General features: G+C 69.2%; 17 protein-coding genes. 5 read left to right on the top strand and 12 right to left on the bottom strand.

The genetic code is table 11. The annotated features are described in order from the left end of the window. Window positions 1-3: 3 nt before the first annotated feature. Window positions 4-1,344 carry a TAXI family TRAP transporter solute-binding subunit gene (locus PotMrB4_RS22980; protein ID WP_172434572.1) on the bottom strand — a complete coding sequence of 447 codons (1,341 nt, stop codon included), beginning with the start codon at window positions 1,342-1,344 and terminating at the stop codon, window positions 4-6. Between the two features lie 138 nt (window positions 1,345-1,482). On the opposite strand from PotMrB4_RS22980, the gene sbcD reads away from it, so the two are divergent. After that, window positions 1,483-2,703 carry an exonuclease subunit SbcD gene (gene sbcD, locus PotMrB4_RS22975; RefSeq protein WP_172434571.1) on the top strand — a complete coding sequence of 407 codons (1,221 nt, stop codon included), beginning with the start codon at window positions 1,483-1,485 and terminating at the stop codon, window positions 2,701-2,703. Between the two features lie 4 nt (window positions 2,704-2,707). Here the strand turns inward: sbcD and pdxR are convergent, their stop codons facing one another. Continuing rightward, window positions 2,708-4,195 (bottom strand): MocR-like pyridoxine biosynthesis transcription factor PdxR, encoded by a 1,488-nt coding sequence (gene pdxR / locus PotMrB4_RS22970; protein WP_172434570.1) that lies wholly within the window; start codon window positions 4,193-4,195, stop codon window positions 2,708-2,710. Window positions 4,196-4,347: 152 nt separating this feature from the next. On the opposite strand from pdxR, the gene PotMrB4_RS22965 reads away from it, so the two are divergent. Beyond that, entirely contained in the window at window positions 4,348-7,770 is a 3,423-nt protein-coding gene (locus PotMrB4_RS22965; RefSeq protein ID WP_172434569.1) for an AAA family ATPase, read from the top strand. 378 nt (window positions 7,771-8,148) lie between these two features. Here PotMrB4_RS22965 and rlmF read toward each other — a convergent pair whose 3' ends face one another. Then, a complete protein-coding gene (gene rlmF / locus PotMrB4_RS22960) occupies window positions 8,149-9,135 on the bottom strand; it encodes a 23S rRNA (adenine(1618)-N(6))-methyltransferase RlmF (RefSeq protein WP_172434568.1) in 987 nt (328 codons plus the stop codon). A 207-nt stretch (window positions 9,136-9,342) separates the two neighbouring features. Here rlmF and PotMrB4_RS22955 point away from each other — a divergent pair, with 207 nt between their 5' ends. Beyond that, entirely contained in the window at window positions 9,343-9,804 is a 462-nt protein-coding gene (locus PotMrB4_RS22955; RefSeq protein ID WP_044406053.1) for a bacteriohemerythrin, read from the top strand. Between the two features lie 11 nt (window positions 9,805-9,815). Here the strand turns inward: PotMrB4_RS22955 and PotMrB4_RS22950 are convergent, their stop codons facing one another. From PotMrB4_RS22950 to PotMrB4_RS22910, 9 genes are all read right to left on the bottom strand, one after another. Further along, on the bottom strand, window positions 9,816-11,645 hold the full coding sequence (locus tag PotMrB4_RS22950) for an SLC13 family permease (RefSeq protein WP_172434567.1): 1,830 nt from the start codon (window positions 11,643-11,645) through the stop codon (window positions 9,816-9,818). A 35-nt stretch (window positions 11,646-11,680) separates the two neighbouring features. Further along, the gene (locus PotMrB4_RS22945; RefSeq protein ID WP_044406049.1) at window positions 11,681-11,977 is read right to left on the bottom strand and encodes a winged helix-turn-helix domain-containing protein; all 297 of its coding nucleotides are present in this window, start codon (window positions 11,975-11,977) and stop codon (window positions 11,681-11,683) included. Then, window positions 11,920-13,425 carry an amidase gene (locus PotMrB4_RS22940; protein ID WP_197939499.1) on the bottom strand — a complete coding sequence of 502 codons (1,506 nt, stop codon included), beginning with the start codon at window positions 13,423-13,425 and terminating at the stop codon, window positions 11,920-11,922. The genes PotMrB4_RS22945 and PotMrB4_RS22940 overlap by 58 nt, the downstream gene beginning before the upstream one ends. Then, on the bottom strand, window positions 13,367-13,900 hold the full coding sequence (locus PotMrB4_RS22935; RefSeq protein WP_172434566.1) for an SRPBCC family protein: 534 nt from the start codon (window positions 13,898-13,900) through the stop codon (window positions 13,367-13,369). The genes PotMrB4_RS22940 and PotMrB4_RS22935 overlap by 59 nt, the downstream gene beginning before the upstream one ends. A 14-nt stretch (window positions 13,901-13,914) precedes the next feature. Then, a complete protein-coding gene (nhaD, locus tag PotMrB4_RS22930) occupies window positions 13,915-15,264 on the bottom strand; it encodes a sodium:proton antiporter NhaD (protein ID WP_172434565.1) in 1,350 nt (449 codons plus the stop codon). A gap of 107 nt (window positions 15,265-15,371) precedes the next feature. Beyond that, entirely contained in the window at window positions 15,372-18,221 is a 2,850-nt protein-coding gene (locus PotMrB4_RS22925; RefSeq protein WP_172434564.1) for a valine--tRNA ligase, read from the bottom strand. A gap of 90 nt (window positions 18,222-18,311) precedes the next feature. Next, window positions 18,312-18,824 carry a DNA polymerase III subunit chi gene (locus PotMrB4_RS22920; RefSeq protein ID WP_172434563.1) on the bottom strand — a complete coding sequence of 171 codons (513 nt, stop codon included), beginning with the start codon at window positions 18,822-18,824 and terminating at the stop codon, window positions 18,312-18,314. Window positions 18,825-18,832: 8 nt separating this feature from the next. Beyond that, a complete protein-coding gene (locus PotMrB4_RS22915; RefSeq protein ID WP_172434562.1) occupies window positions 18,833-19,252 on the bottom strand; it encodes a DNA polymerase III subunit chi in 420 nt (139 codons plus the stop codon). 57 nt (window positions 19,253-19,309) lie between these two features. Further along, a complete protein-coding gene (locus PotMrB4_RS22910) occupies window positions 19,310-20,794 on the bottom strand; it encodes a leucyl aminopeptidase (protein ID WP_172434561.1) in 1,485 nt (494 codons plus the stop codon). A gap of 141 nt (window positions 20,795-20,935) precedes the next feature. Between PotMrB4_RS22910 and lptF the strand changes: the two genes are divergently transcribed. Together lptF and lptG are read left to right on the top strand one after the other, a co-directional pair. Beyond that, window positions 20,936-22,054, top strand: coding sequence for an LPS export ABC transporter permease LptF (gene lptF / locus PotMrB4_RS22905; RefSeq protein ID WP_044406030.1), 1,119 nt, complete (start codon window positions 20,936-20,938; stop codon window positions 22,052-22,054). After that, window positions 22,047-23,108 carry an LPS export ABC transporter permease LptG gene (gene lptG / locus PotMrB4_RS22900; protein ID WP_172434560.1) on the top strand — a complete coding sequence of 354 codons (1,062 nt, stop codon included), beginning with the start codon at window positions 22,047-22,049 and terminating at the stop codon, window positions 23,106-23,108. The genes lptF and lptG overlap by 8 nt, the downstream gene beginning before the upstream one ends. Window positions 23,109-23,110 lie beyond the last annotated feature (2 nt).

Raw genomic sequence — 23,110 nt, 5'->3', positions numbered from 1 at the left:
CGTTCAGTCCCGCATGCCCGGTGCGTCGGCCTGGCGCTGGGCGCGCAGGGCCTTGAGGCGCTCGATGACGTAGCGCAGGTGCATGTGCAGGTCGTACAGCTCGTGGGTGTAGGAGAGCGGTACGTCGACCCGGTCCAGCTGTGCCTCCAGGGCTTCCAGCCCGCGTATTTCCTCGTCCAGGGCCGGGAGGGCGGTGCCGTGCTGCAGCTTGCGGTCGATCTCCCGCAGGTGCTTGTACCAGCGGTAGATGCGTGCGCGGACGCGCCAGCGGTACACCGGGCCCACGGCCTTGAACAGCGGGAACATCACCACCAGCAGCGGGATCAGCAGGATGATGTAGCGGTCCGCCAGGGAGGCGATGCGGAAGGGCAGGTAGCGCTGCAGGATCGGCAAACCGTTGCGGTAGTAGTAGCTGGCCTCGTCCAGGGCGGCGAGGGTCATCGGCTGCTCCTTCGGGTAGGTGCCGGACGGGTCCAGCAGGCTGCCGTTCTGCATCACCTCGCGGGCGGCTTCGAGGATCAGCGGCGTCAGCGAGGGGTGGAAGCCTTCGCCGGCCACCAGGGTGGCCACCGGGCCGAGGGTCAGCACGTCCTGGCGGGGCACGTTGTTGGCCAGGTTAAGCAACCCTTCGCCCACTTCCAGGCGGGTCAGGTAGGGCAGCCGCGCGCGGTAGGCGGCGCTGCGGCGGAAGCTCACCAGGTCCACCCCCGGGCTGGCGGCCAGGCGCTGCACCACGGCGTTCTCCGCCGGGCCGACGAAGAAGGCCGCATCCAGCTCGCCATTCAGCAACTGCTCGGCGGCGCGGCTGCCGCTGTAGGCCTGCCAGCTGGCCGGGTAGCTGTCCGTGGGGATGGCGTTGGCGGCGAACAGTACATCGGCGATGGCGCGGGTGCCGCTGCCGGGCTTGCCGATGGCCACCCGCAGCTGCTGCAGGTCGGCCATGCTGTCGATGTCCACGTCGGCGCGGCGGAACAGCCACAGCGGCTCCTGGTACATCACGCCGAGGCCGTGCAGGCGCTGGCGCACCTCCACGGGCAGGGTCAGTTCCTGGCCGCTCTGCACCAGGGCCATCTCCACTTCGCCGTTGCGCAGCTTCTCCAGGTTGTCCAGCGAGCCGTCGCTGGGCACCAGCTCCAGGTCGAAGCCCTGGCGCGCCAGTTCCTCCTTGAGGCGCTGGCCGAACACCGCGTAGCCACCATTGGCACCGCCGGTGGCCAGGCGCGCGTGCATGGGCGGCGGCGGGGCGACGAAGTAGAACAGCGCGCCCACCAGCGCAGCCAGCACCGGCACCGTCCACAGGTTGGCCAGCAGCATGATCTTCAGGTCTTTCAACAGCCTCGGCATGGGGACTCCGTTGCGGGTATGACGGCTACAGGATAGTGCGTGCCGCTGCGCTGGGCAGCACGAGCCGCTTGCGGTGGTTGCCAGCGCCGGTGGCCGATGACAAGGTGGCCGCCTTCATCGTCTTCAGCGTGGTTTCCGATGCGCATCCTGCACACCTCCGACTGGCACCTGGGCCAGCATTTCATGGGCAAGACCCGCCAGGCCGAGCACCAGGCGTTCTGCCAGTGGCTGCTGGAGCAGGTGCGGGTGCATGAGGTGGACGCAGTGCTGGTGGCCGGCGATGTGTTCGACACCGGCGCGCCGCCCAGCTATGCCCGCGAGCAGTACTACCGCTTCATCGTCGACCTGCGCGCCAGCGGGGCGCGGCTGGTGGTGCTGGGGGGCAACCACGACTCGGTGGCGATGCTCGGCGAGAGCCGCGAGCTGCTGGCCCAGCTGGACGCCTGGGTGGTGCCAGCGGTGGTGGCCGACCCGGACGAACAGGTGCGGGTGCTGCCCCGGCGCGATGGCCAGCCCGGTGCGGTGCTCTGTGCGGTGCCCTTCGTGCGCCCCCGCGACGTGCTGCTGAGCCAGGCCGGGCAGAGTGCCGAGGACAAGCAGCTGGGCCTGCAGCAGGCCATCCAGGCCCACTACCAGGCGCTGTTCGAGCGCGCCCTGCAGTGCCGCGCCGCCTCGGGGGCTGACCTGCCGATCATCGCCACCGGCCACCTCACCACGGTGGGCGCCAGTGCCAGCGAGTCGGTGCGGGAAATCTACGTCGGTGCGCTGGAGGCCTTCCCCACCGGCGCCTTCCCGGCGGCCGACTACATCGCCCTGGGGCATATCCACCGGCCGCAGAAGGTCGGCGGCCTGGCGCACATCCGCTACAGCGGCTCGCCCATCCCCCTGGCCTTCGACGAGGCGCGCCAGCAGAAGGAGGTGCTGCTGGTGGAGCTGGACGGCAGCGGCCTGCGCGAGGTACAGGCGCTCCCGGTGCCGTGCTTCCAGCCGCTGCTGAGCCTGCGAGGCAGCCTCGCCGAGCTGCCCGAACGTCTAGCCGAAGCTGCCCGCGAGGGCACCCCGGAGCGCCCGGCCTGGCTGGAGGTGGTGGTGACCACGGACGACTACCTCAATGACCTCCAGGCCCGCCTGGCACAGCTGTGCGATGGGCTGCCGGTGGAGGTACTGCGCATCCGCCGCGAGCGCGGTGCTGCGCGCCCCGGCCTGCAGGGCGAGGCGCGGGAAACCCTCGACGAGCTGAGCGTGGAAGAGGTGTTCCAGCGCCGCCTGGGGCTCGAAGCCCTGGAAGAGGCCGAGGCCGCGCGGCTGACCGACCTCTACCGCCAGGTGCTGGAGCAGGTGCGCGACGACACGGCCTGAGCCGTCACGCCCCCAGCGCGTCGGCCAGGCGCCGCACCGCCCCTTCGATCTCGTGGTCGCTGAGGGCCGAATAGCCCAGCAGCCAGCCCTGGCGTTTCTCCGCCCCCAGGTACAACCGACTGAGCCCCGGCAGCAGCAGCCCGGCACGGGCGGCGAGCGCCTGGGTGCGCGCCTCCGTCCAGCCCTCGGCGAGCAGGCAGGGCAGTTGCAGGCCGCCCGGCGGCCGCAGGGCCTGGACCACGTTCGGCAGGTGGCGCTCCAGGGCACCCACCAGCACCCCCTGGCGTTGCGCGTAGAGCTTGCGCATGGCGCGCACGTGGGCGTTGTAGTGGCCGTCCTCCATGAAGCGCGCCAGGGTCAGCTGCAGCACCTGCGGGCTGTGGCCGTCGATGATGCTGCGGGCATGGGTGAAGGCGGGCACCAGCGCCTGGGGCAGCACCATGTAGCCCAGGCGCAGGCCGGGGTACAGGGCCTTGCTGAGGGTGCCCAGGTAGAGGGTGCGCTGCTGGTCGTCCAGGCCCTGGACGCAGGCGGTGGGCAGGCCGTCGTAGTGGAACTCGCTGTCGTAGTCGTCCTCGATGATCCAGCCCCGGCGCTCGGCGGCCCAGCCGATCAGCTCCAGGCGCCGCTGCAACGGCAGGGTGGCGCCGGTGGGGTACTGGTGCGACGGCGTCACGTACACGCAGCTGGCGCCGCTGCGGTCGGCCCGCAGCGCCTCGGTGCTCAGGCCCTGGGTGTCCACCGGGACCGGCAGCACCCGCGTCCCGGCAGCCTCGAAGGCGCGGCGGGCGCCGATGTAGCCCGGGTCTTCCAGCAGGATCGGGCGGCCCTCGTCCACCAGCAGCTGGGCACAGAGGAACAGGCCCTGGCGGGTGCTGCTCAGCACCAGCACCTGGTCCGGGCTGCAGCGGGCGCCGCGCTCCAGGTTCAGGTAGGTGGCGATGGCCGTGCGCAGCGCCTCGCAGCCTTGCGGATCGCCGTGCAGCATGGCGCCTGTGTCCTTCTGGGCCTGGCGTTGCAGGCGCGTCCAGGTGGCGAGGGGGAAGGAGCGGGTCTCCGGCAGGCCGGTGGCGAAGGCACGCACCTGCCGGTGGTCCTGGATGCCGCCGCTGGCGAGGATGGCCTCGCCCCGCCGGCTCAACCCGCTGGTCGGGGTGGCGGTGGTGGCAGCAGGGCGGGGCGCCCGGCGTTGGACGGGTGCACCGCGCAGGCGCTGGCCGAGGCTGTCGGAGACGAAGCTCCCCGAGCCCTGCTGGCGGGCGATGTAGCCGTCGCGCTGGAGCTGCACGTAGGCGTTCTCCACCGTGTCGCGGGCCACCCCCAGGGCAGTGGCCAGGCTGCGGGTGGCCGGCAGGCGCAGGCCGGGGGCCAGGGTGCCGTCGAGGATCAGCCCCTGCAGCGCCCGCTGGATGCGCTGGTGCAGGTCCAGGGGCTGCAGCTCGGCCTGGGCGATGCGCATCTTCAGGGTGTCCAGCTCGAAACGTGTCGCCATGGCGTGGCCTGTGGGTGGTCTGGCAGGAAGTCGGCGAGTGTACGGCTTTGGCAGGCCAATGGGGCAGGGCCGCTGCGCGGGTGCGGATGCGGGTCGGCACGGGCGCGCGGGGATGACAGAATGCCGGCTTCCCGGATGAGCAAGACCCCCGCATGAAAATCCTCAGCCTGCGCCTGAAGAACCTCAACTCGCTCAAGGGCGAGTGGAAGATCGACTTCACCGCCGAGCCCTTCGCCGGCAACGGCCTGTTCGCCATCACCGGCCCCACCGGTGCCGGCAAGACCACCCTGCTGGACGCCATCTGCCTGGCGCTCTACCACCGCACGCCGCGCATGAGCAGCGTCTCCGCCTCGGCCAACGAGCTGATGACGCGGCACACCGCCGACTGCCTGGCCGAGGTGGAGTTCGAGGTGAAGGGCGTGGGCTACCGCGCCTTCTGGAGCCAGCGCCGGGCCCGCGACAAGGTGGACGGCGGGCTGCAGCCACCCAAGGTGGAGCTGGCGCGCATCGCCGACGGGGAAATCCTCACCGACAAGATCAACGACAAGCTCAAGCAGACCGAAAGCCTCACCGGGCTCGATTTCGAGCGCTTCACCAAGTCCATGCTGCTGGCCCAGGGTGGGTTCGCCGCCTTCCTCGAAGCCAGCGCCAACCAGCGCGCCGAGTTGCTGGAGGAGCTGACTGGCACCGAGGTGTACGGGCTGATCTCCCAGCGGGTGTTCGAGTCCACCCGCGAAGCCAAGGCAGCCCTGGAGCAGACCCGTGCCCGCGCCGAGGGTGTCGAACTGCTCGACGACGCGCAGCGCCAGGGCCTGCAGGACGAACTCGCTGCCCTCGACCCCCGCGAAGCCGCCCTCAGCCAGCAGCAGGAGGCCCTGCAACGCCAGCGCCAGTGGCGCGAGGCCGTGGCCAACGCCGAGGCCCGCCTGCACGCCGCCCAGGCCCAGGGCGAGGCCGCCCGGCAGGCCCGGGACGCCGCCGAGCCGGAGCTGCAGCAACTGGCCGCCAGCGAGCCGGCCGAGCGCCTGCGCAGTGCCCACCGCGACTGGCAGCGTGCCGAGCAGGCCGCTGCTGAAGCCGTGGCGGCCCTGGCGCAGGTGCGTGAACAGAAGGCCGAGGCCGCCCGCGAGGTGGCCGACGGCTTGTGGAGGGCGCGCGGCTACAGCCAGCAGCAGGCGGCAGCCCTGGCTGCCCGATGCGAGGCCCTGGCCGGGCAGAGGCTGCAGGTAGAGGCACAACTGGCGGCCAACCCGCAGCACGGCCTGTTGGGCGAGCGCCTGGGCGCTTGGCGCGAGCAGTTCGGTGCGCGCCGCAACCTGGCCCAGGCCATCGTCCAGTCGCTGGCCCGCCAGCAGCAGGACCAGCAGGACGCGGAGCGCGTGGCGCAGCGCATCGCCGGCCTCCAGGCCACGCTGGCTGACAGTGATCAGCACCTGGAGCGGGCCCGCGCCGACGACGCGCAACGCCAGGCTGCCCTGGGCGCCTTGCTGGCCGGTGAGTCCGAAGCCGCGTTGCGTGAGCGCTGGCAGCGCCTCAGCGACCAGGGCCACCAGCTCACCCGTCTGCAGCAGCTGGCGGACACCCGCACGCGCCTGGCGCGCCAGCTGGCCGAGGCACAGGCCGGCATCGACGCCGACAGCCGTGCCCAGGCGGAGAAGGCGGCGGCGCGGGATGCCCTGCGCCTGCAGTTCACCGACCTCAAGCAACAGATCCAGGACAAGGAAAAACTGCTGGAACAGGAGCAGCGCATCCTCAAGCTGGAGGCCCACCGTGCGGCCCTGCAGCCGGGGGAGGCCTGCCCGCTGTGCGGCTCCTGCGAACACCCGGCCATCGAGGCCTACGGCGCGCTGGACACCTCGAAGACCCAGCGGGCCCTGCAAGCCAAGCGCGCCGAGCAGGACCAGGTGCGCGAGCGCGGCGAGGCGCTGCGCGACGAACTGGCCTCCCTGGAGGCGCAACTGCGCCAGCGCCAGCAGGATGCCCAACGCCTGCAGGATGAATTGCAACAGCTGCAGGCCCAGTGGCAGCAGCTGTGCACGGCGCTGGGCCGGCCACTGGCCGATGCCCAGGCGGTGGAGGCGGCCCTGGCGCAACAGCAGGCGGACCTGGCCGCCCTGCAGCGCAGCCTGGGTGAGCTGGATGGCCTCAAGCAGGCCCTGGAAAACGCCCGAGCCCGGCATGTGCAGGCGCAGCGGCAGCAACAGGAGGCCGCCCAGAACCTCGCCCTGGCCGTGCAGGAGCAGGACGCCCTGCGCCGCCGCGAAGCGGAGAACACCGAACACCTGGGCCAGCTCCAGGCGCAGCAGGCCCGCCAGGAGGCAGAACTGCGCGCCGCCCTGGAGGCACTCGGCTACGCCCTGCCCGAAGATGGTGAAGGCTGGTTGAGCGAGCGCGAGACCGAAGCCCGGACCTGGCGCGAGGCCCAGGCCCTGCAACAACGCCTGGAGCGGGATGAGCAGGCGCTGGGAGTGGAGCTGCAGGCGGCCGAAAGCGCCGCCAGTCGCTGGCAGCAACGCTGGCGCGAACTCGGCCAGGCCGATGGTGAGCCCCTGGCCCCTGTGGATAACCCTGTCGCCGCCTTGGAGCAGGCCGAGCAGCGCCTGGCGCTGGCCCAGGAACGCAGCCAGGCCCTGGTCGGGCGCGAACACACCCTGGTCGAGCAGGGCGAGGCCGCCCGTGTTTCCCTCGACACCCAGCGCAGCGCCTGGGAACAGGCCCTGACCCACAGCCCCTTCGCCGACGAGGCGCAGTACCGGGCGGCCCTGCTGGACGAGGACACCCGCAACCGGTTGCTGGCCCTCCAGGCGCGCCTGGACAAGGCCGCCACCGAAGCCCGGGCCCTGGAAACCTCGGCCCGGGAGGCCCTGGATGCGCTGCTGGCGGCTCCGCAGACCGAGCAGACCCTGGCCCAGCTCGACGAACAGCTGCAGGCCGTGCAGGCGGAGCGCCGTGGCCTGGCCCAGCGCCAGGGCGAGGTCCGTGGGCTGCTGGTCGCCGATGCCCAGCGTCGGGAAGGGCAGCAGGCGCTGTTCGCCGAGATCGAGCGGCAGACCGCCGCCTACGACCTCTGGCAGCGCCTCAACAGCCTCATCGGCGCCGCCGACGGCGCCAAGTACCGGCGCTTCGCCCAGGGCCTGACCCTGGACCATTTGGTGCACCTGGCCAACCGCCAGCTGCAACGCCTGCATGGGCGCTACCAGCTGGCACGCAAGGCCGAGGGCGAACTGGAACTGGAGGTGCTGGACACCTGGCAGGGCGACGTCGCCCGGGATTGCCGCACCCTCTCCGGCGGCGAGAGCTTCCTGGTCAGCCTCGCGCTGGCCCTGGCGCTCTCCGACCTGGTCAGCCACAAGACCAGCATCGACTCGCTGTTCCTCGACGAAGGCTTCGGCACCCTCGACGGCGAGACCCTGGAAATCGCCCTCGACGCCCTGGATGCCCTCAACGCCAGCGGCAAGATGATCGGCGTCATCAGCCACGTCGAAGCCCTCAAGGAACGTATTCCCGTGCAACTCAAGGTGCACAAGGGCGTCGGCATGGGCTACAGCCGCCTGGAACAACGCTTCGCCGTGTAGCTGGGCAGGGCTGTTCGCAGGGTGGGCTTCAGCCCATGCGGCGCGTTTATTGGTGGGCTGAAGCCCACCCTACGGCCAGAGCAGGCCGTTGCGCGGGCCGTTCGTGGCCGAGCCCTGTAGCCCGGGCTTCAGCCCGGGGATGTGTGCTTGGGTTTCCCGGACTGAAGTCCGGGCTACGGCGCTGGGCGGTGCTGTTCGTAGGGTGGGCTTCAGCCCACGCGGTGCATTCGTTGGTGGGCTGAAGCCCACCCTACGGCTGGCAGGTCGTTGGGCGGGCCGTTCGCGGTCGAGTCCTGTAGCCGGGCTTCAGCCCGGGAGCATGTGCACCGGTTTTCCCGGACTGAAGTCCGGGCTACGGCAGTTTGGGCTGCGCGGTGCTTATGGCCAACGTGCCTTGCGCCAGGCGCGGCGCTGGTTCTTCTCCAGGTAGGTCCAGGCGACGAAGCGGCTCTGCTTCTGGCCCTGGGCCATATGCACCACGCGGATGTCGGTGGCGCCGAGGGCCTTGAGGCGCTCCTGCAGGGGGGCGACGTTGCCGACCTTGGAGACCAGGGTGCTGAACCAGAACACCTGCTGGGCGAAGGCGGCACTCTCGTCGGCCAGGCGGGCGATGAAGGCGGCTTCGCCCCCTTCGCAATGCAGCTCGTTGGACTGGCCGCCGAAGTTCAGCACTGGCAGCTGGCGGCTCGGGTCCTGCTTGCCGAGGTTCTTCCACTTGCGGGTGCTGCCGCTGCGGGCTTCGTCCAGGGAGGCGTGGAAGGGCGGGTTGCAGAGGGTGAAGTCGAAGCGTTCGTCCGCCTGCACCAGGCCCTGGAAGATGTGCTGCGGGTTTTCCTGGCGACGCAGTTCGATGGCGTCGCCGAAGCGTGGGTTGGCGGCGAGGATGGCGGCGGCGGAATCCAATGACTGCGGGTCGATGTCGGCACCGACGAAGCACCAGCCATAGTCGTGGTGGCCGATCAGCGGGTAGACGCAGTTGGCCCCGACGCCGATGTCCAGCCCGCGCAGGCCGGGGCCTTGGGGGATGACGCCGTCGTGGGCGGCGCCGAGCAGGTCGGCCAGGTGGTGCAGGTAGTCGGCACGCCCGGGGATCGGCGGGCACAGGTAGCCGGCAGGGATGTCCCACTGGCGGATGCCGTAGAACTGCTTGAGCAGGGCCCGGTTGAACACCTTCACCGCCTCGGGGTTGGCGAAGTCGATGCTCGGTTTGCCGTAGGGGTTGGTGATGACGAAGGCACCCAGCTCGGGGCTGCCGGCGATCAGCGCGGGAAAGTCGTAGCGGCCCTGGTGGCGATTGCGCGGGTGCAGGGCGCCCTTGCCGGCCTGGGCTTCAGGCGTGCGGGGGCGTTTCGGCGGCTGGGGCATGGGGCGGCTGTCGGCTGGGGTTGGGCGCGGGATTTTCCCACGGCTGGAGGCTGAAGTCAGCGGTCGGATGCGCAGCCGGTGCCTTGTGGGAAGCGCCTGTTTTGCCGTGCAACGCCGTGGCGAGGGGAACTCTGTTGATGCGTGTCATGGGACGAGAGGGGCGGGCCGCTTAGGTTGTCGGGCAGACCGCGAGATCAGGAGGACACCATGGCTTTTCTTCAATGGCGTGACGAGCTGGACAGTGGCATCAGCGTGATCGACGACCAGCACCGGCGCATCGTCGACATGATCAACCAGCTCCACGAGGCGCAGCTCCGGGCGGATGCCGGGGTCGTCGCCACGGTGATCGAGGAGCTGGTGGACTACACCCTGTCCCACTTCGCCTTCGAGGAATCGATGATGGAGGAGGCCGGCTACGCCTTCACCCGTGCCCACAAGCGTGTGCACGAGCTGTTCATCCGCCGGGTGGGGGAATACCGCGAGCGCTTCGTGCGGGGCGAGGACGTGGCCGATGAGCTGAAGTCCCTGCTGGGCCGCTGGCTGTTCAACCACATCCTCAACGACGACCGCGACTACGTGGGCGCGGTGCGCGAGAACCTCACCCGCCTGGCGGCCGAGTCCAACTGGCTGCGCCGCGCCACCAAGCGCTTCTTCCTGCGCACGGCCTGAGGGCTGCCCGCTCAGAGCGGGAACAGCCAGGGCACCAGCACCACGCTGACGAGCATCACCAGCAGGGTGAAGGGCACGCCGATCTTCACGAAGTCGCCGAAGCGGTAATGCCCGGGGCCGACCACCAGGGTGTTCACCGGGGAGGAGATCGGCGTCATGAAGGCGGCCGAGGCGGCAAGGGCGACGATCAGCGCGAAGGGCAGCGGCGAGGCGCCCAGTTGCTGCGCCGTGGCGATGGCCACCGGGCCCATGAGCACGGCAGTGGCGGTGTTGGAGATGAACAGGCCGATCAGCGCGGTGACGGCGAACAGGCTGGCCAGCATGGCGTAGGGCCCGGCGTTGCCGAGCAGGGCGACCAGCCCCTGTACGGCGAGGTCGATGCCGCCGGTGCGCTGCAGGGCGGTGGCGAAAGGCAGCATGCCGACGATCAGCACCAGGGTCGGCCAGTGGATGGCGCGGTAGGCGCTGTCCAGGTCGATGCAGCGGAAGGCGCCCATCAACAGGCAGCCGATCAGCGCGGCGAGCACGTTGGGCACCAGCCCGGACACCATCAGCGCGATCATCACCCCCAGGCTGAGCAGGGCGTAGGGCGCCTTGCGCGCGGTGGGGGCGACCTCGTCCACCTCGGCCGGCAGGCTGAGCACCAGGAAGTCGCGGCTCAGCCCCTGCAGGCGGTGGATGGCCCGCCATTCGCCGGCCACCAGCAGGGTGTCGGAGGCCTTGAGCTTCTCGTCCACCAGCACCCCTTCCAGGGCCTTGCCGCTCCGGCGCAGGCCGACCACGTTGAGCTTGTGGCGGGTGCGGAAGCCCAGTTCCTGGATGGTCTTGCCCGGCAGTTGGGATTCCGGCGGCATCGCCACCTCGGCCAGGCCGAGCTGGTGGGCGTGCAGGCTGAAGTAGGAATCGGTCAGGGGCATGGGTTCCAGCCCCAGCTGCTGGTAGGCGCCGAGCAGGCCGATGGCGGGGCTGGCCAGGTCCACCAGCAGCACGTCGCCGGGCTCCAGCTGGGTGTCGCCGGTGGCCATCAGCAGCAGGGTGCGGAAGCGCCGCTGGCGTTCCACGGCGATGACGTTGATGCCGTACTGGCTGCGCAGCTCCAGTTCGTTGAGGGCCTGGCAGGCCAGGGGCGAGTCGGCGCGCACCCGCAGGCGTCGTTCGCGTTCGTCCAGGCGGTAGGCACGGGCGAGGTCGGCGAGGGTCAGTCGTGGGACATTGGCGTGGCCGTCATCGCCCCGTGGGGTGAGCCAGCGGCGTACCAGCAGCATGTAGCCAATGCCGAGGACCAGTACGGCGAGCCCCACCGGGGTCATGCTGAAGAAGCCGAAGCCCTCCAGGCCGGCGCGCTTGAGTTCGGCGTGGACCACCAGGTTGGGGGCGGTGGCCACCAGGGTGAGCATGCCGCTGATGAGCCCGGCGAAGGCCAGCGGCATCATCAGCCGACCTGGCGGAATGCGCAGGCGCGAGGCGACGCCGAGGGCGACCGGGATGAAGATGGCCACCACGCCGGTGGAGCTCATCACCGAGCCGAGCCCGGCAGCGGCCAGCATCAGCAGGACCAGCAGGCGCGTTTCGCTGCTGCCGGCCCTGGCCACCAGCCAGTCCCCCAGGCGATAGGCGATGCCGGTGCGCACCAGGCCGTCGCCGATGATGAACAGGGCGGCGATCAGCACCACGTTGGGGTCGCTGAAGCCGGACAGGGCTTCGCTGGTGTCGAGCACGCCGGTGAGGGGCAGGGCGACGAGCACCAGCAGGGCGACCACGTCCATGCGCGGGCGGTTGAGGGCGAAGAGGGTGACGGCGCCGGCCAGCAGGCCGAGGACCATCAGCAGGTCGTTGTTCACGCGGGGCTTCCTGTTTCTGACGCGGCGGCAGCTTGTCAGGGATAGCCGAGCACCGCCTTGATCGGGCTCAGGTTGGCATCGATCCAGGCCGGGTCGATGGGGCCCCAGTCGTGGATGCGGTAGTGGCCGCTGTTGTTGCGCTCGCCTTCGGCCTGGTCGAAGCGGCAGTCGATGTCCAGTTCGGCGAGGGCGGCGAGGGTGTCCTGGGCGGTGCGGCGGGGCATGCCGGTGGCCTCCATCAGCGCGGGGACGCTGGTGGCGGTGCCGCTGTCGATCAGCCAGGCGACGTAGAGGCGGCGGTAGAAGCTGGTGCGGGTCTTGCTGGTTTCCATGGCAGGTCCTTGTCGAGGCAGGCGAGGGCGGGGCTGGGGCCGAACAGGGGCTCCAGTGCCGCGCCGATGTCCAGCAGGCGTTCATCCTGCCAGCGTTTTCCGATCAGTTGGAGACCCACCGGCAGGCCGTGGGCGTCGAGCCCGGCGGGCAGGTCCAGCACGGGGTGGCCGGTCAGCGAGAAGGGGCAGGTCAGGCCGATGCCGGCATCGAGGTAGGGGTAGCGTTGGCCGTCTACCGTCAGCCGCCCCAGGGGATTGCTCTGGTGTTCGAAGGCGCTGATGACGACGGTGGGGCACAGCCAGGCGTCCCAGGTGCCGAGGAAGGACTCCAGGGCGTTGAGCTGTTGCTCCCGCAGGTGGAGGCCCTGGTTGTAGGTGCGGGCGTCGAGCCGCATGCCCTTCAGCAAAGCCCGGGTGAGTGGCCCCAGACCGGGCAGGAGCGAGCCGGCGGTCGCGAACAGTGTGCGGGTCAGCCGGGGCATGCCGAGGGCGATCTCGGCGCCGGCCACGGCGCCGTAGGCGTTCCAGCAGCTGGCCAGGTCGAAACCGGGCGGCTGGATGCGCTGCACCGTGACGCCGGCCGATTCCAGGCGCTGGACCGTGGCCTTCAGCACGTCGCGGGTGGCGGTGGAGAGTGGGATGGGGAATTCATCCCACCAGGCGATGCGCAGGCTCCGGGCAGAAACGGGTTGGGCGGGCTGGATCGGCAGCGGCGGCACTTCGCTGTCGTGGCCATCCGGCCCGGCGATGAGTTCGAAGCCCAGGCGCAGGTCATCGACCGTTCGGGCCAGGCAACCGAAGGCCAGCAGGTGGCGAACGCTGCGTGCGGTACCCGGCAGGTGGGGGATGTGACCGGTGCGGGGGATGCGGTTCTCGGTGGCCTTGAAGCCTGCCACGCCGCAGAACGCGGCAGGGATGCGGATCGAACCACCGATGTCGCTGCCCAGGTCCAGCCAGGCATGGCCGGCGGCCACCGAGACGGCGCTGCCACCCGAGCTGCCACCGCTGGTGCGCTCAAGGTCCCAGGGGTTGTTGCAGCGGCCGAACAGCGGGCTGTTGCACTGCAGGTCGCCGGCCAGTTCGGGGAGGTTGGTCTTGCCGAGGATCACTGCACCGGCCGCGCGCAGGCGGGCGACGGCGCTGGCGTCGCGCTGAGGAACGTGGCTGGAAAGCGGCTTGTGGCTGCTGGTGGTGCGCAGGCCGGCGGTTTCGAAGGCGTCCTTGAGGGTAATGGGGACGCCGGCCAGCGGGCCACGGATCAGCCCCGCGTCAACCTGGCGGGCGGTGTCCAGGGCCTGTTCGGCGTTGAGGGTGACGAGGGCGTTGAGCGCCGGGTTGCGGGCCTGGATCGACGCCAGGGCGCGCTGGGTCATTTCTACGCTGGAGCATTCACCGGCGGCGATGGCCTGGGCGAGGGTTCGGGCGGTCTGGAGGCGGTGGTCCGTCACCGGGGTGTTCCTTGTGCAGGGCGCTGGCACGGCGCCGAAGTGCCTGGTGGCGCTGGTTGAAGAAGAAGCGGGTGAGGGCGCGGACGAGCAGGGTCGCCAGGCGCGGCTCGAAGGTCAACCGGTCGCAGAGCCGCACGCCGCCCTCGACGGCGTGCAGCGTGCGTTCATGGCGCCACAGGCGCATGCCGGTCATGGGGGAGGCTTCGACGAAGCCGTGGCCGGGTTCGAGGGATTCCAGTGTGAGGTGGGAGTGGCCCATGGGCAGGCAGCCGAGCAGCCAGAGGCGGCTGGTGAACAGGGGGCGTCCCGGTACGAGGGTGAGGTCATCGAGGGAGCGGACGCCGGGCGGGACGCTCATGCGCAGCCAGGGGCGCATTTCCGCGCGCAGCAGGTCGACGTCGGTGATCCAGCGCCAGGCGGTCTCTGTCGTGATGGGCAGGGTGGATTCGAATTGCAGCTGGATCGGGCCGGACATCCGTGTCGTTCCCTTCAGAGCTGGGCGAGGCCGATGTAGGTGGCGGCGCCGGCGAGGTAGCCGAGCAGGGCCAGGAGGCTGATGCGCTTGAGGTACCAGAGGAAGTCGATGCGCTCCATGCCCATGGCGGCGACGCCGGCGGCGGAGCCGATGATGAGGCAACTGCCGCCGGTGCCGGCGCAGAAGGCGAGGAGTTCCCAGAAGGTGCCGTCGACGACGAAGTGGCCGAGCCAGCCGGCCTGGTCGCCGGCTGCGGCGACGGCCTCGGGGGTGGCCAGCGGGTACATCTTCATGGCGCCGGCCACCAGGGGCACGTTGTCGACCACGGAGGACAGCAGGCCGATGGCGATGTTGATGGCGTAGACGTTGCCGAGGCTGTCCTTGAGGGCGGCGGCGACCTGGGTGAGGTGGCCGGCGGTGGCGAGGCTGGAGACGGCCAGGAGGATGCCGAGGAAGAACAGGATGCTGGGGGTGTCGATGCGCCGCATGACGCCGATCACCGAGAGCGGGTGCTTGTCTTCGTCGTGCTTGCCGCGGTGCAGCCATTCGGTGACGACCCAGAGGACGCCGAGGCCGAGGAGGATGCCCATGTACGGCGGCAGGTGGGTGATGCTCTTGAACACCGGGACGAAGAGCAGGGCGCCGAGGCCGAGGACGAACACCAGGTTGCGCTCGAAGGGGGTGGTGGGGTCGTGCTCGGCGGCGTCGGCTTCCTCGTCGGGACGCTGGAATTCGCCCCGCAGGATGAAGCTGAGGACGGCGAGGGGGACCAGCAGGCACACCAGGCTGGGGATGAACAGGCTGCTGATGATGCCGCTGGCGCTGATCTGGTGGCCGATCCAGAGCATGGTGGTGGTGACGTCGCCGATGGGGGACCAGGCGCCGCCGGCGTTGGCGGCGATCACCACGATGCCGGCGTAGAACCAGCGCTCGTGTTGGTGGCGGATCAGTTTGCGCAGCAGGGACACCATGACGATGGTGGTGGTGAGGTTGTCCAGCACGGCGGAGAGGAAGAAGGTGATGAAGCCGATCAGCCAGAGCAGGGTGACGCGCTTGTGGGTCTGGATGCGGTCGGTGATGACCTTGAAGCCTTCGTGGGCATCGACCAGTTCGACGATGGTCATGGCGCCGAGCAGGAAGAACAGGATCTCGGAGATTTCCCCCAGGTGGTGGCGCAGTTCGCCGCTGACGCCGTGCTCACCCTGGGCCAGGCCGGGGGCGATGCTGTCGACGCCGAGGACCAGGGCGGTCCAGCAGAGGACGGCGGTGATCAGGGCCGAGGCGGCCTTGTCCACCTTGAGCGGGTGTTCCAGGGCGATGCACAGGTAACCGGCGATGAACAGCAGGGCCATCAGCGCGTACATGGGGACATCCTTTCAGCGGTGAGCGGTGAGCGGTGAGCGGTGAGCGGTGAGCGGGGTCGCAGGGAGTAAAAAGCCCGCCGATCTGTCGATGGGCGGGCTCTTGTGCATCACAGGCTGGCGATGCGCCCGCGCTGCTCGGTGAGGTTGGCCAGGGCCTGTTCGGCCTCGGCCAGCTTGGCGCGCTCCTTCTCGAGCACCTCGGCCGGGGCCTTGGCGACGAAGCCTTCGTTGGCGAGCTTGCCGCCGACGCGCTTGACCTCGCCGTCCAGGCGCTGGATTTCCTTGTCCAGGCGCGCCAGTTCGGCGTCCTTGTCGATCAGGCCGGCCATGGGCACCAGCACCTGCATGTCACCCACCAGGGCGGTGGCGGACATGGGGGCTTCCTCGCCGCTGGCCAGGACGCGGACGGATTCGAGCTTGGCCAGCTTGTTCAGCAGGGGCTCGAAGTCGGCCAGGCGGCGCAGGTCTTCGGCATTGGTGTTGGCGACGATGATGTCGATGCGCTTGGCCATGGAGATCTTCATCTCGCCACGGATCTGGCGCACGCCGAGCATCAGGGTCTTGACCCATTCGATGTCGCCTTCGGCGGCGGCGTCGATGCGGCTTTCGTTGGCCACCGGCCAGGGTTGCAGCATGAGGGTGTCGCCGCTGACGCCGGCCTGGCCCTTGATGCGTTGCCAGATCTCTTCGGTGATGAAGGGCATGAACGGGTGGGCCAGGCGCAGGATGACCTCCAGCACGCGCACCAGGGTGCGGCGGGTGCCGCGCTGGCGCTCGATGGGGGCGTTCTCGTCCCAGAGCACGGGTTTGACCAGTTCGAGGTACCAGGCGCAGTACTCGTCCCAGACGAACTCGTAGAGGGCCTGGGCGGCCAGGTCGAAGCGGAAGGCGTCGAGCTGGCGGGTGACTTCGGCTTCGGTGCGCTGCAGCTGGCTGATGATCCAGCGGTCGACGGAGGAGAGGTCGACGGCTTCGCCGTTGACGCCGGTGTCCTGGCCGTCGGTGTTCTCGATGACGAAGTTGGCGGCGTTCCACAGCTTGTTGCAGAAGTTGCGGTAGCCCTCGACGCGGCCCATGTCGAACTTGATGTCGCGGCCGGTGGAGGCCAGCGAGCAGAAGGTGAAGCGCAGGGCGTCGGTGCCGAAGCTGTTGATGCCGTCGGGGAACTCGATGCGGGTCTGCTTGGCGATCTTCTCGGCGAGCTTGGGCTGCATCATGCCGCTGGTGCGCTTCTCCAGCAGGGCGTCGAGGGTGATGCCGTCGACGATGTCCAGCGGGTCGAGGACGTTGCCCTTGGACTTGGACATCTTCTGGCCCTGGCCGTCGCGCACCAGGCCGTGGACGTAGACGGTCTTGAACGGAACCTGCGGGGTGCCGTCCTCGTTCTTCACCAGGTGCATGGTCAGCATGATCATGCGGGCGACCCAGAAGAAGATGATGTCGAAGCCGGTGACCAGGACGTCGGTGGGGTGGAAGGTCTTGAGGAACTCGGTCTGTTCCGGCCAGCCGAGGGTGGAGAAGGTCCACAGGCCGGAGCTGAACCAGGTGTCGAGGACGTCTTCGTCCTGGCGCAGCGGCTGGTCGCCGAGGTTGTGCTTGGCGCGGACTTCGGCCTCGTCGCGGCCGACGTAGACGTTGCCGGCCTCGTCGTACCAGGCGGGGATGCGGTGGCCCCACCAGAGCTGGCGGCTGATGCACCAGTCCTGGATGTCACGCATCCAGGAGAAGTACATGTTCTCGTACTGCTTGGGCACGAACTGGATGCGGCCATCTTCCACGGCGGCGATGGCCGGTTCGGCCAGGGGCTTGGTGGAGACGTACCACTGGTCGGTCAGCCAGGGTTCGATGACGGTGCCGGAACGGTCGCCCTTGGGCACCTTGAGGGCGTGGTCTTCGATCTTCTCCAGCAGGCCGAGCTGTTCGAAGGCGGCGACGATCTGCTTGCGTGCTTCGAAGCGGTCGAGGCCGGCGAACTGGGCCGGGAGGGTGGTGTCGAGGCTGTCGTTGACGCTGCCGTCGAGGTTGAACACCTGGGCGGTGGCGAGCACGGCGGCGTTCTTGTCGAAGATGTTGATCAGCGGCAGGTCGTGGCGCTTGCCGACTTCGTAGTCGTTGAAGTCGTGGGCGGGGGTGATCTTGACGCAGCCGGTGCCGAACTCGGGGTCGCAGTATTCGTCGGCGACGATGGGGATGCGACGGCCGACCAGGGGCAGTTCGACGAAGCTGCCGATCAGGGCCTTGTAGCGTTCGTCTTCCGGGTGCACGGCGACGGCGCTGTCACCCAGCATGGTTTCCGGGCGTGTGGTGGCGACGATCAGGTAGCCGTTGCCTTCGGCGGTCTTCTTGCCGTCGGCCAGGGGGTAGCGCAGGTTCCACAGGTGGCCTTTCTCGTCGTGGTTCTCCACTTCGAGGTCGGAGATGGCGGTGTGGAACTTGGTGTCCCAGTTGACCAGGCGCTTGCCGCGGTAGATCAGGCCGTCTTCGTGCAGGCGCACGAAGGCTTCCTTGACCGCTTCGGAGAGGCCGTCGTCCATGGTGAAGCGCTCGCGCGACCAGTCGACGGAGGAGCCGAGGCGGCGGATCTGGCGGGTGATGGTGCCGCCGGACTGTTCCTTCCACTCCCAGACCTTGTCGAGGAACTGCTCGCGGCCGAGGTCATGGCGGCTGATGCCCTGGGCGGCCAGTTGGCGCTCCACCACCATCTGGGTGGCGATGCCGGCGTGGTCGGTGCCGGGCTGCCACAGGGTGTTGCGGCCCTGCATGCGGCGGAAGCGGATCAGCGCATCCATGATCGCGTTGTTGAAGCCGTGGCCCATGTGCAGGCTGCCGGTGACGTTCGGCGGCGGGATCATGATGGTGTAGGGCTCGCCGGAACCTTGCGGGGCGAAGTAGTTGTTCTTCTCCCAGGTCTGGTACCAGGAAGTTTCGATGGCGTGGGGCTGGTAGGTCTTGTCCATGTGTGCGGCGGGACCGTGTCGGCAACTGATCGGAAAGCCGCCGAGTATAACGGGCAAAACCCAGGCGGCCAAAGGCCGCTAAGCAGGCGGTCAGCTGCGTCGCGGCAGTTGGGGAAGCAGGCGGGCGAGGCGGGCGTTGAGGCGGCGCTTGAGCTCGGCTTCGATCTGCGGGACGAAGTCGTCGATGACGTCCTGCAGGATCAGTTGGGCGGCGGCGCGCAGCTCGCCGTCCAGGCGATTGAGCTGGGTTTGCGTGGCGGCTTCGACGCCGGCGCGCACGGAGGGCTGGGCGGCACTGGGCGCTGCAGGCGCCGGGGCGACGGGCGGTACGGGGGCAGCGGCCTTCACAGGGGCGGGCGTCGGTGCGGGTGCCGGGCGCGGGGCTGCGGGCGTCGCCGGCTGGGCGGCCTGGGGCGCGGGAGCGGGGCTGAGGCTGAACGGCGGCGGTTCGACGATCTCGGACAGCAGGGGGATGCTGGCAGGGTCCACCGATTCGGTGAGCAGGGGCGGCTCGCTGCTGGTGTGTTCATCGAGCAGGGCGCGGATGGACTCGAGGTCGTCCAGCAGGTGGGCCGGGCGGGGAGGCTGGCTGGGGTTGTCCATGGTGCGGCTCAGAGTTCGACTCGTTTGGGATCATAGCCCCGCTGCCGGTAGGTGCGGAAATTCTCCCGGCAGGCGGCAAGCAGGGCTGGCTCCTGGTTGACGATCTCGATGACCCGGCTGAAGTGGCCGAGGTGGGGCGAGAGGGTCGGGTCGAGGTTGATCAGCAGGCCCTGGCTGGCGCCGGGCTGCTGGTCCCGGCCGATGACCACCGGGGCGTGCGGGTCTTCCCCGTGCTGGGCGTGGGGGATGAAGGTCTCGGCGCGGAACTGCCAGAGCAGTTCGTCCAGGGCCTGGCCCTGGGCATCGTCTGTGCAGCGGACGAACACCGGCATGCCGTGGCGCCAGGCCTTGCCGGCCAGCTGGCAGGCGGCGCGCAGGCGGTCTGCCGGGGTACTGGTGGACAGGACGTAGAACTCGACGCGGGTCATTTCGGTGTTCCTGGAAAGAGGCCCGGCGCCTGGGGCGCCGGGAGGTGTCGCAGTGGATCAGAGACGGTCGAGCAGGTACTGGGTGAGCAGCGGGACCGGGCGGCCGGTGGCGCCCTTGTCCTTGCCGCCGCTGACCCAGGCGGTGCCGGCGATGTCCAGGTGGGCCCAGTGGAACTTCTTGGCGAAGCGCGACAGGAAGCAGCCGGCGGTGATGGTGCCGGCCTTGGGGCCGCCGATGTTGGCGATGTCGGCGAACGGGCTGTCGAGCTGCTCCTGGTATTCCTCGAACAGCGGCAGCTGCCAGGCGCGGTCGTCGGCGTACTCGCCGGCCTTGAGGATCTGCTTCACCAGTGCGTCGTTGTTGCCCATCAGGCCGGAGGTGTTGGCGCCCAGGGCGACGATGCAGGCTCCGGTGAGGGTGGCGATGTCGATCACGGCCTGGGGCTTGAAGCGCTCGGCGTAGGTGAGGGTGTCGCACAGCACCAGGCGGCCTTCGGCGTCGGTGTTGAGGATCTCGACGGTCTGGCCGCTCATGGTGGTGACGATGTCGCCGGGGCGGGTGGCGCCACCGCTGGGCATGTTCTCGGCGCAGGCCAGCAGGCCGACGACGTTGATCGGCAGCTGCAGCTCCAGCACGGCACGGAAGGTGCCGAGGACGCTGGCGGCGCCGCACATGTCGTACTTCATCTCGTCCATGCCGGCGGCGGGCTTGATGCTGATGCCGCCGGTGTCGAAGGTGATGCCCTTGCCGACCAGGGCGAAGGGTTTGTCGTCCTTCTTGCCGCCCTGGTAGTTGAGCACGATCATCCGCGGCGGCTGCTCGCTGCCCTGGGCGACGGCAAGGAAGGCGCCGGCGCCGAGCTCCTTGAGCTTCTTCTCGTCCAGCACCTCGACCTTGAGGTTCTTGTGGGCCTTGGCCAGGGCCTTGGCTTCCTCGGCGAGGAAGCTGGGGTGGCAGAGGTTCGGCGGCAGGTTGCCCAGGTCGCGGGTGTAGGCCATGCCGGTAGCGATGGCGCGGGCGTGCAGGCTGCCGCGCTCGACGTCGGCTTGCTCGGCCTTCTCGGCCAGCAGGGTGATCTTCTTCAGGGCCGGGGCATCGGCCTTGGTGCTCTTGAAGCGGTCGAAGCGGTAGCTGCCGTCGGCCAGGGTCTCCACCAGCAGGCGAGCCTTGCCGTAGGCATCGCGGCCCTTGACCTTGAGTTCACCAAGGGTGAGCACGGCATCGCTGCCGCCCAGGCCCTTGAGCACGCCGCCGACGGCCGCGGCCACCTTGCGGAACTGACGGTCGGTCAGCTCGCTCTCCTTGCCGACGCCGACCAGCAGCACGCGGTCGGCCTTCAGGTTGGGCAGGCTGTGCAGCAGCAGGGTCTGGCCGACCTTGCCGGCCAGGTCGCCGCGCTTGAGCAGGGTGGCGATGGCGCCGCCGGTGGCGGTGTCCAGTGCGCCGGCAGCGGTGCCGAGCTTGCGGCCTTCGCCGACGGCGACCACCAGGGTGGCGGTCTTCAGGGTTTCCGGGCGTGCGCTTTTGACGAGGAATTCCATGTGATGTCCCCAAGACAAAGAGTCGGGATTGCAGGGTATAATGCCGGCCATTTTCCGTGGCGTGCCCGTTCGGGCGTGCCGGCCACAAAGCGGCTAGTTTGAGCGTAGCCGCCTGAGCCTGACAACCCTGGAGTGTCTGGTTTGATCGTCTTCCGTTACCTGTCCCGCGAAGTCCTGGTGACCCTCAGCGCGGTGAGCGCCGTGTTGCTGGTGATCATCATGAGCGGTCGATTCATCAAGTACCTGGCCCAGGCGGCGCAGGGTGCCCTGGACCCTGGCGTGCTGTTCCTGATCATGGGTTACCGCATACCGGGCTTCCTCCAGCTGATCCTGCCGCTTGGCCTGTTCCTCGGCTTCCTGCTGGCCTACGGTCGGCTGTACCTGGACAGCGAGATGACGGTGCTTTCCGCCACCGGCATGAGCCAGCAGCGCCTGATGGCGTACAGTCTGGCGCCGGCGACGCTGGTCGCACTGATGGTGGCCTGGTTGAGCCTGGGCCTGGCGCCCCAGGGCGTGACGGCTGTGGGCCGCATCCTCAACCAGCAGGACGCGCTGACCGAGTTCGACACCCTTGTGCCGGGGCGCTTCCAGACCCTGAAGAATGGCAACCGGGTCACCTATACCGAAAGCCTGTCGGCGGACCGTGGCGAGCTGGGCGGGGTGTTCATCTCCGAGAAGCGCCTGTCCCAGGACAACAAGGAGCAGGGCATCGGGGTGCTGGTGGCCGAGAGCGGGCGCCAGGTCATCCACGAGGACGGCAGTCGCTACCTGATCCTGGAGAACGGCTACCGCTACGACGGTAATCCGGGCAAGGCCGACTACCGTGCCATCAAGTACGGGACCTACGGCATCCTCCTGCCGAAGCCGGAGATCAGTGCCGAGATCGGCGAGCGCGAGGCGATCCCGACCCGCGACCTGCTGGGCAGCGACAACCCGCGCTACCAGGCCGAGCTGCAGTGGCGCCTGTCCATCCCGGTGCTGGTGTTCGTGGTGACCCTGCTGGCGGTGCCGCTGTCGCGGGTGAATCCGCGCCAGGGGCGCTTCCTCAAGCTGCTGCCGGCGATCCTTCTTTATATGGCTTACCTGTCGATGCTGATCGCCGCCCGTGGTCAGCTCGACAAGGGCAAGATCCCGATGGCCCTCGGCTTGTGGTGGGTGCATGGCATCTTCCTGAGTGTGGGGCTGCTGTTGCTTTACTGGGAACCGCTCCGCCTGAAGTGGGCTGCCCGTCGTTCCGCTCGTGAGGTGGCCCATGGCTAAGCTGGACAGGTACATCGGTACCAGCGTGTTCTTCGGCATCCTGGCGGTGCTGGGTGTGATCGTCAGCCTGGCGCTGCTGTTCGCCTTCATCGATGAGCTGGGCGACATCGAGGGCAGCTACACCCTGATGGACGCCATCTGCTACGTGCTGCTTACCGCGCCGCGCCGCGCCTACGAGATGCTGCCCATGGCGGCGCTGATCGGCAGCCTGATCGGCCTCGGCACCCTGGCCAGCAGCAGTGAGCTGACCATCATGCGGGCGGCCGGTGTTTCCATCGGCCGTATCGTCTGGGCGGTGATGAAGCCGCTGCTGGTGCTGATGCTGGCGGGCATCCTGCTGGGCGAGTACGTGGCGCCCTGGAGCGAGAACCTGGCCCAGGCCAACCGCGCCCTGGCGCAGGGCGGCGGCGAGGCCCAGACCTCCAAGCGCGGCCTGTGGCACCGCCAGGGCAATGAGTTCGTGCACATCAATGCCGTGCAGCCCAATGGCGTGCTTTACGGCGTGACCCGCTATGAGTTCGACGGCGAGCGGCACATGCAGGCCGCCAGTTTCGCCCGGCGTGCGCTGTACCAGGGCGATCACTGGCAGTTGGAGGAGGTGACCACCACGCACTTCCGTGGCGACCACACCGAGGTGATAGAAGCGGGCAGCGAGCGCTGGGACATCCAGCTCAACCCGCAACTGCTCAGTACGGTGGTGATGGAGCCCGAGGCGCTGTCCATCAGTGGCCTGTGGAGCTATGTGCACTACCTGGCGGAGCAGGGGCTGAACAACAGTCGCTACTGGCTGGCCTTCTGGACCAAGCTGCTGCAGCCATTGGTGACGGGGGCGCTGGTGCTGATGGCGATTTCGTTCATCTTCGGGCCTCTGCGTTCGGTGACCCTGGGGCAGCGCATCTTTACCGGTGTGGTCATCGGTTTCGTGGTGCGTATCAGCCAGGATCTGCTGGGACCGTCGAGCCTGGTGTTCGGCTTCCCGCCGTTCCTGGCGGTGCTGATCCCTGCGGGTATCTGTGCGTTGGCAGGTGTCTGGCTGTTGCGCCGGGCTGGCTGATC

Origin of the sequence: Metapseudomonas otitidis, assembly GCF_011397855.1 — a bacterium.
GTDB classification, from domain to species: domain Bacteria; phylum Pseudomonadota; class Gammaproteobacteria; order Pseudomonadales; family Pseudomonadaceae; genus Metapseudomonas; species Metapseudomonas otitidis.
This window is presented reverse-complemented; position numbering and strand designations above follow the sequence as displayed.

Excerpts from the sequence above, each read along its gene's own strand:
- PotMrB4_RS22980 (WP_172434572.1), bottom strand. The coding sequence starts at position 1,344 with ATGCCGAGGCTGTTGAAAGACCTGAAGATCATGCTGCTGGCCAACCTG.
- sbcD (WP_172434571.1), top strand. The coding sequence starts at position 1,483 with ATGCGCATCCTGCACACCTCCGACTGGCACCTGGGCCAGCATTTCATG.
- pdxR (WP_172434570.1), bottom strand. The coding sequence starts at position 4,195 with ATGGCGACACGTTTCGAGCTGGACACCCTGAAGATGCGCATCGCCCAG.
- PotMrB4_RS22965 (WP_172434569.1), top strand. The coding sequence starts at position 4,348 with ATGAAAATCCTCAGCCTGCGCCTGAAGAACCTCAACTCGCTCAAGGGC.
- rlmF (WP_172434568.1), bottom strand. The coding sequence starts at position 9,135 with ATGCCCCAGCCGCCGAAACGCCCCCGCACGCCTGAAGCCCAGGCCGGC.
- PotMrB4_RS22955 (WP_044406053.1), top strand. The coding sequence starts at position 9,343 with ATGGCTTTTCTTCAATGGCGTGACGAGCTGGACAGTGGCATCAGCGTG.
- PotMrB4_RS22945 (WP_044406049.1), bottom strand. The coding sequence starts at position 11,977 with ATGGAAACCAGCAAGACCCGCACCAGCTTCTACCGCCGCCTCTACGTC.
- PotMrB4_RS22935 (WP_172434566.1), bottom strand. The coding sequence starts at position 13,900 with ATGTCCGGCCCGATCCAGCTGCAATTCGAATCCACCCTGCCCATCACG.
- nhaD (WP_172434565.1), bottom strand. The coding sequence starts at position 15,264 with ATGTACGCGCTGATGGCCCTGCTGTTCATCGCCGGTTACCTGTGCATC.
- PotMrB4_RS22925 (WP_172434564.1), bottom strand. The coding sequence starts at position 18,221 with ATGGACAAGACCTACCAGCCCCACGCCATCGAAACTTCCTGGTACCAG.
- PotMrB4_RS22920 (WP_172434563.1), bottom strand. The coding sequence starts at position 18,824 with ATGGACAACCCCAGCCAGCCTCCCCGCCCGGCCCACCTGCTGGACGAC.
- PotMrB4_RS22915 (WP_172434562.1), bottom strand. The coding sequence starts at position 19,252 with ATGACCCGCGTCGAGTTCTACGTCCTGTCCACCAGTACCCCGGCAGAC.
- PotMrB4_RS22910 (WP_172434561.1), bottom strand. The coding sequence starts at position 20,794 with ATGGAATTCCTCGTCAAAAGCGCACGCCCGGAAACCCTGAAGACCGCC.
- lptG (WP_172434560.1), top strand. The coding sequence starts at position 22,047 with ATGGCTAAGCTGGACAGGTACATCGGTACCAGCGTGTTCTTCGGCATC.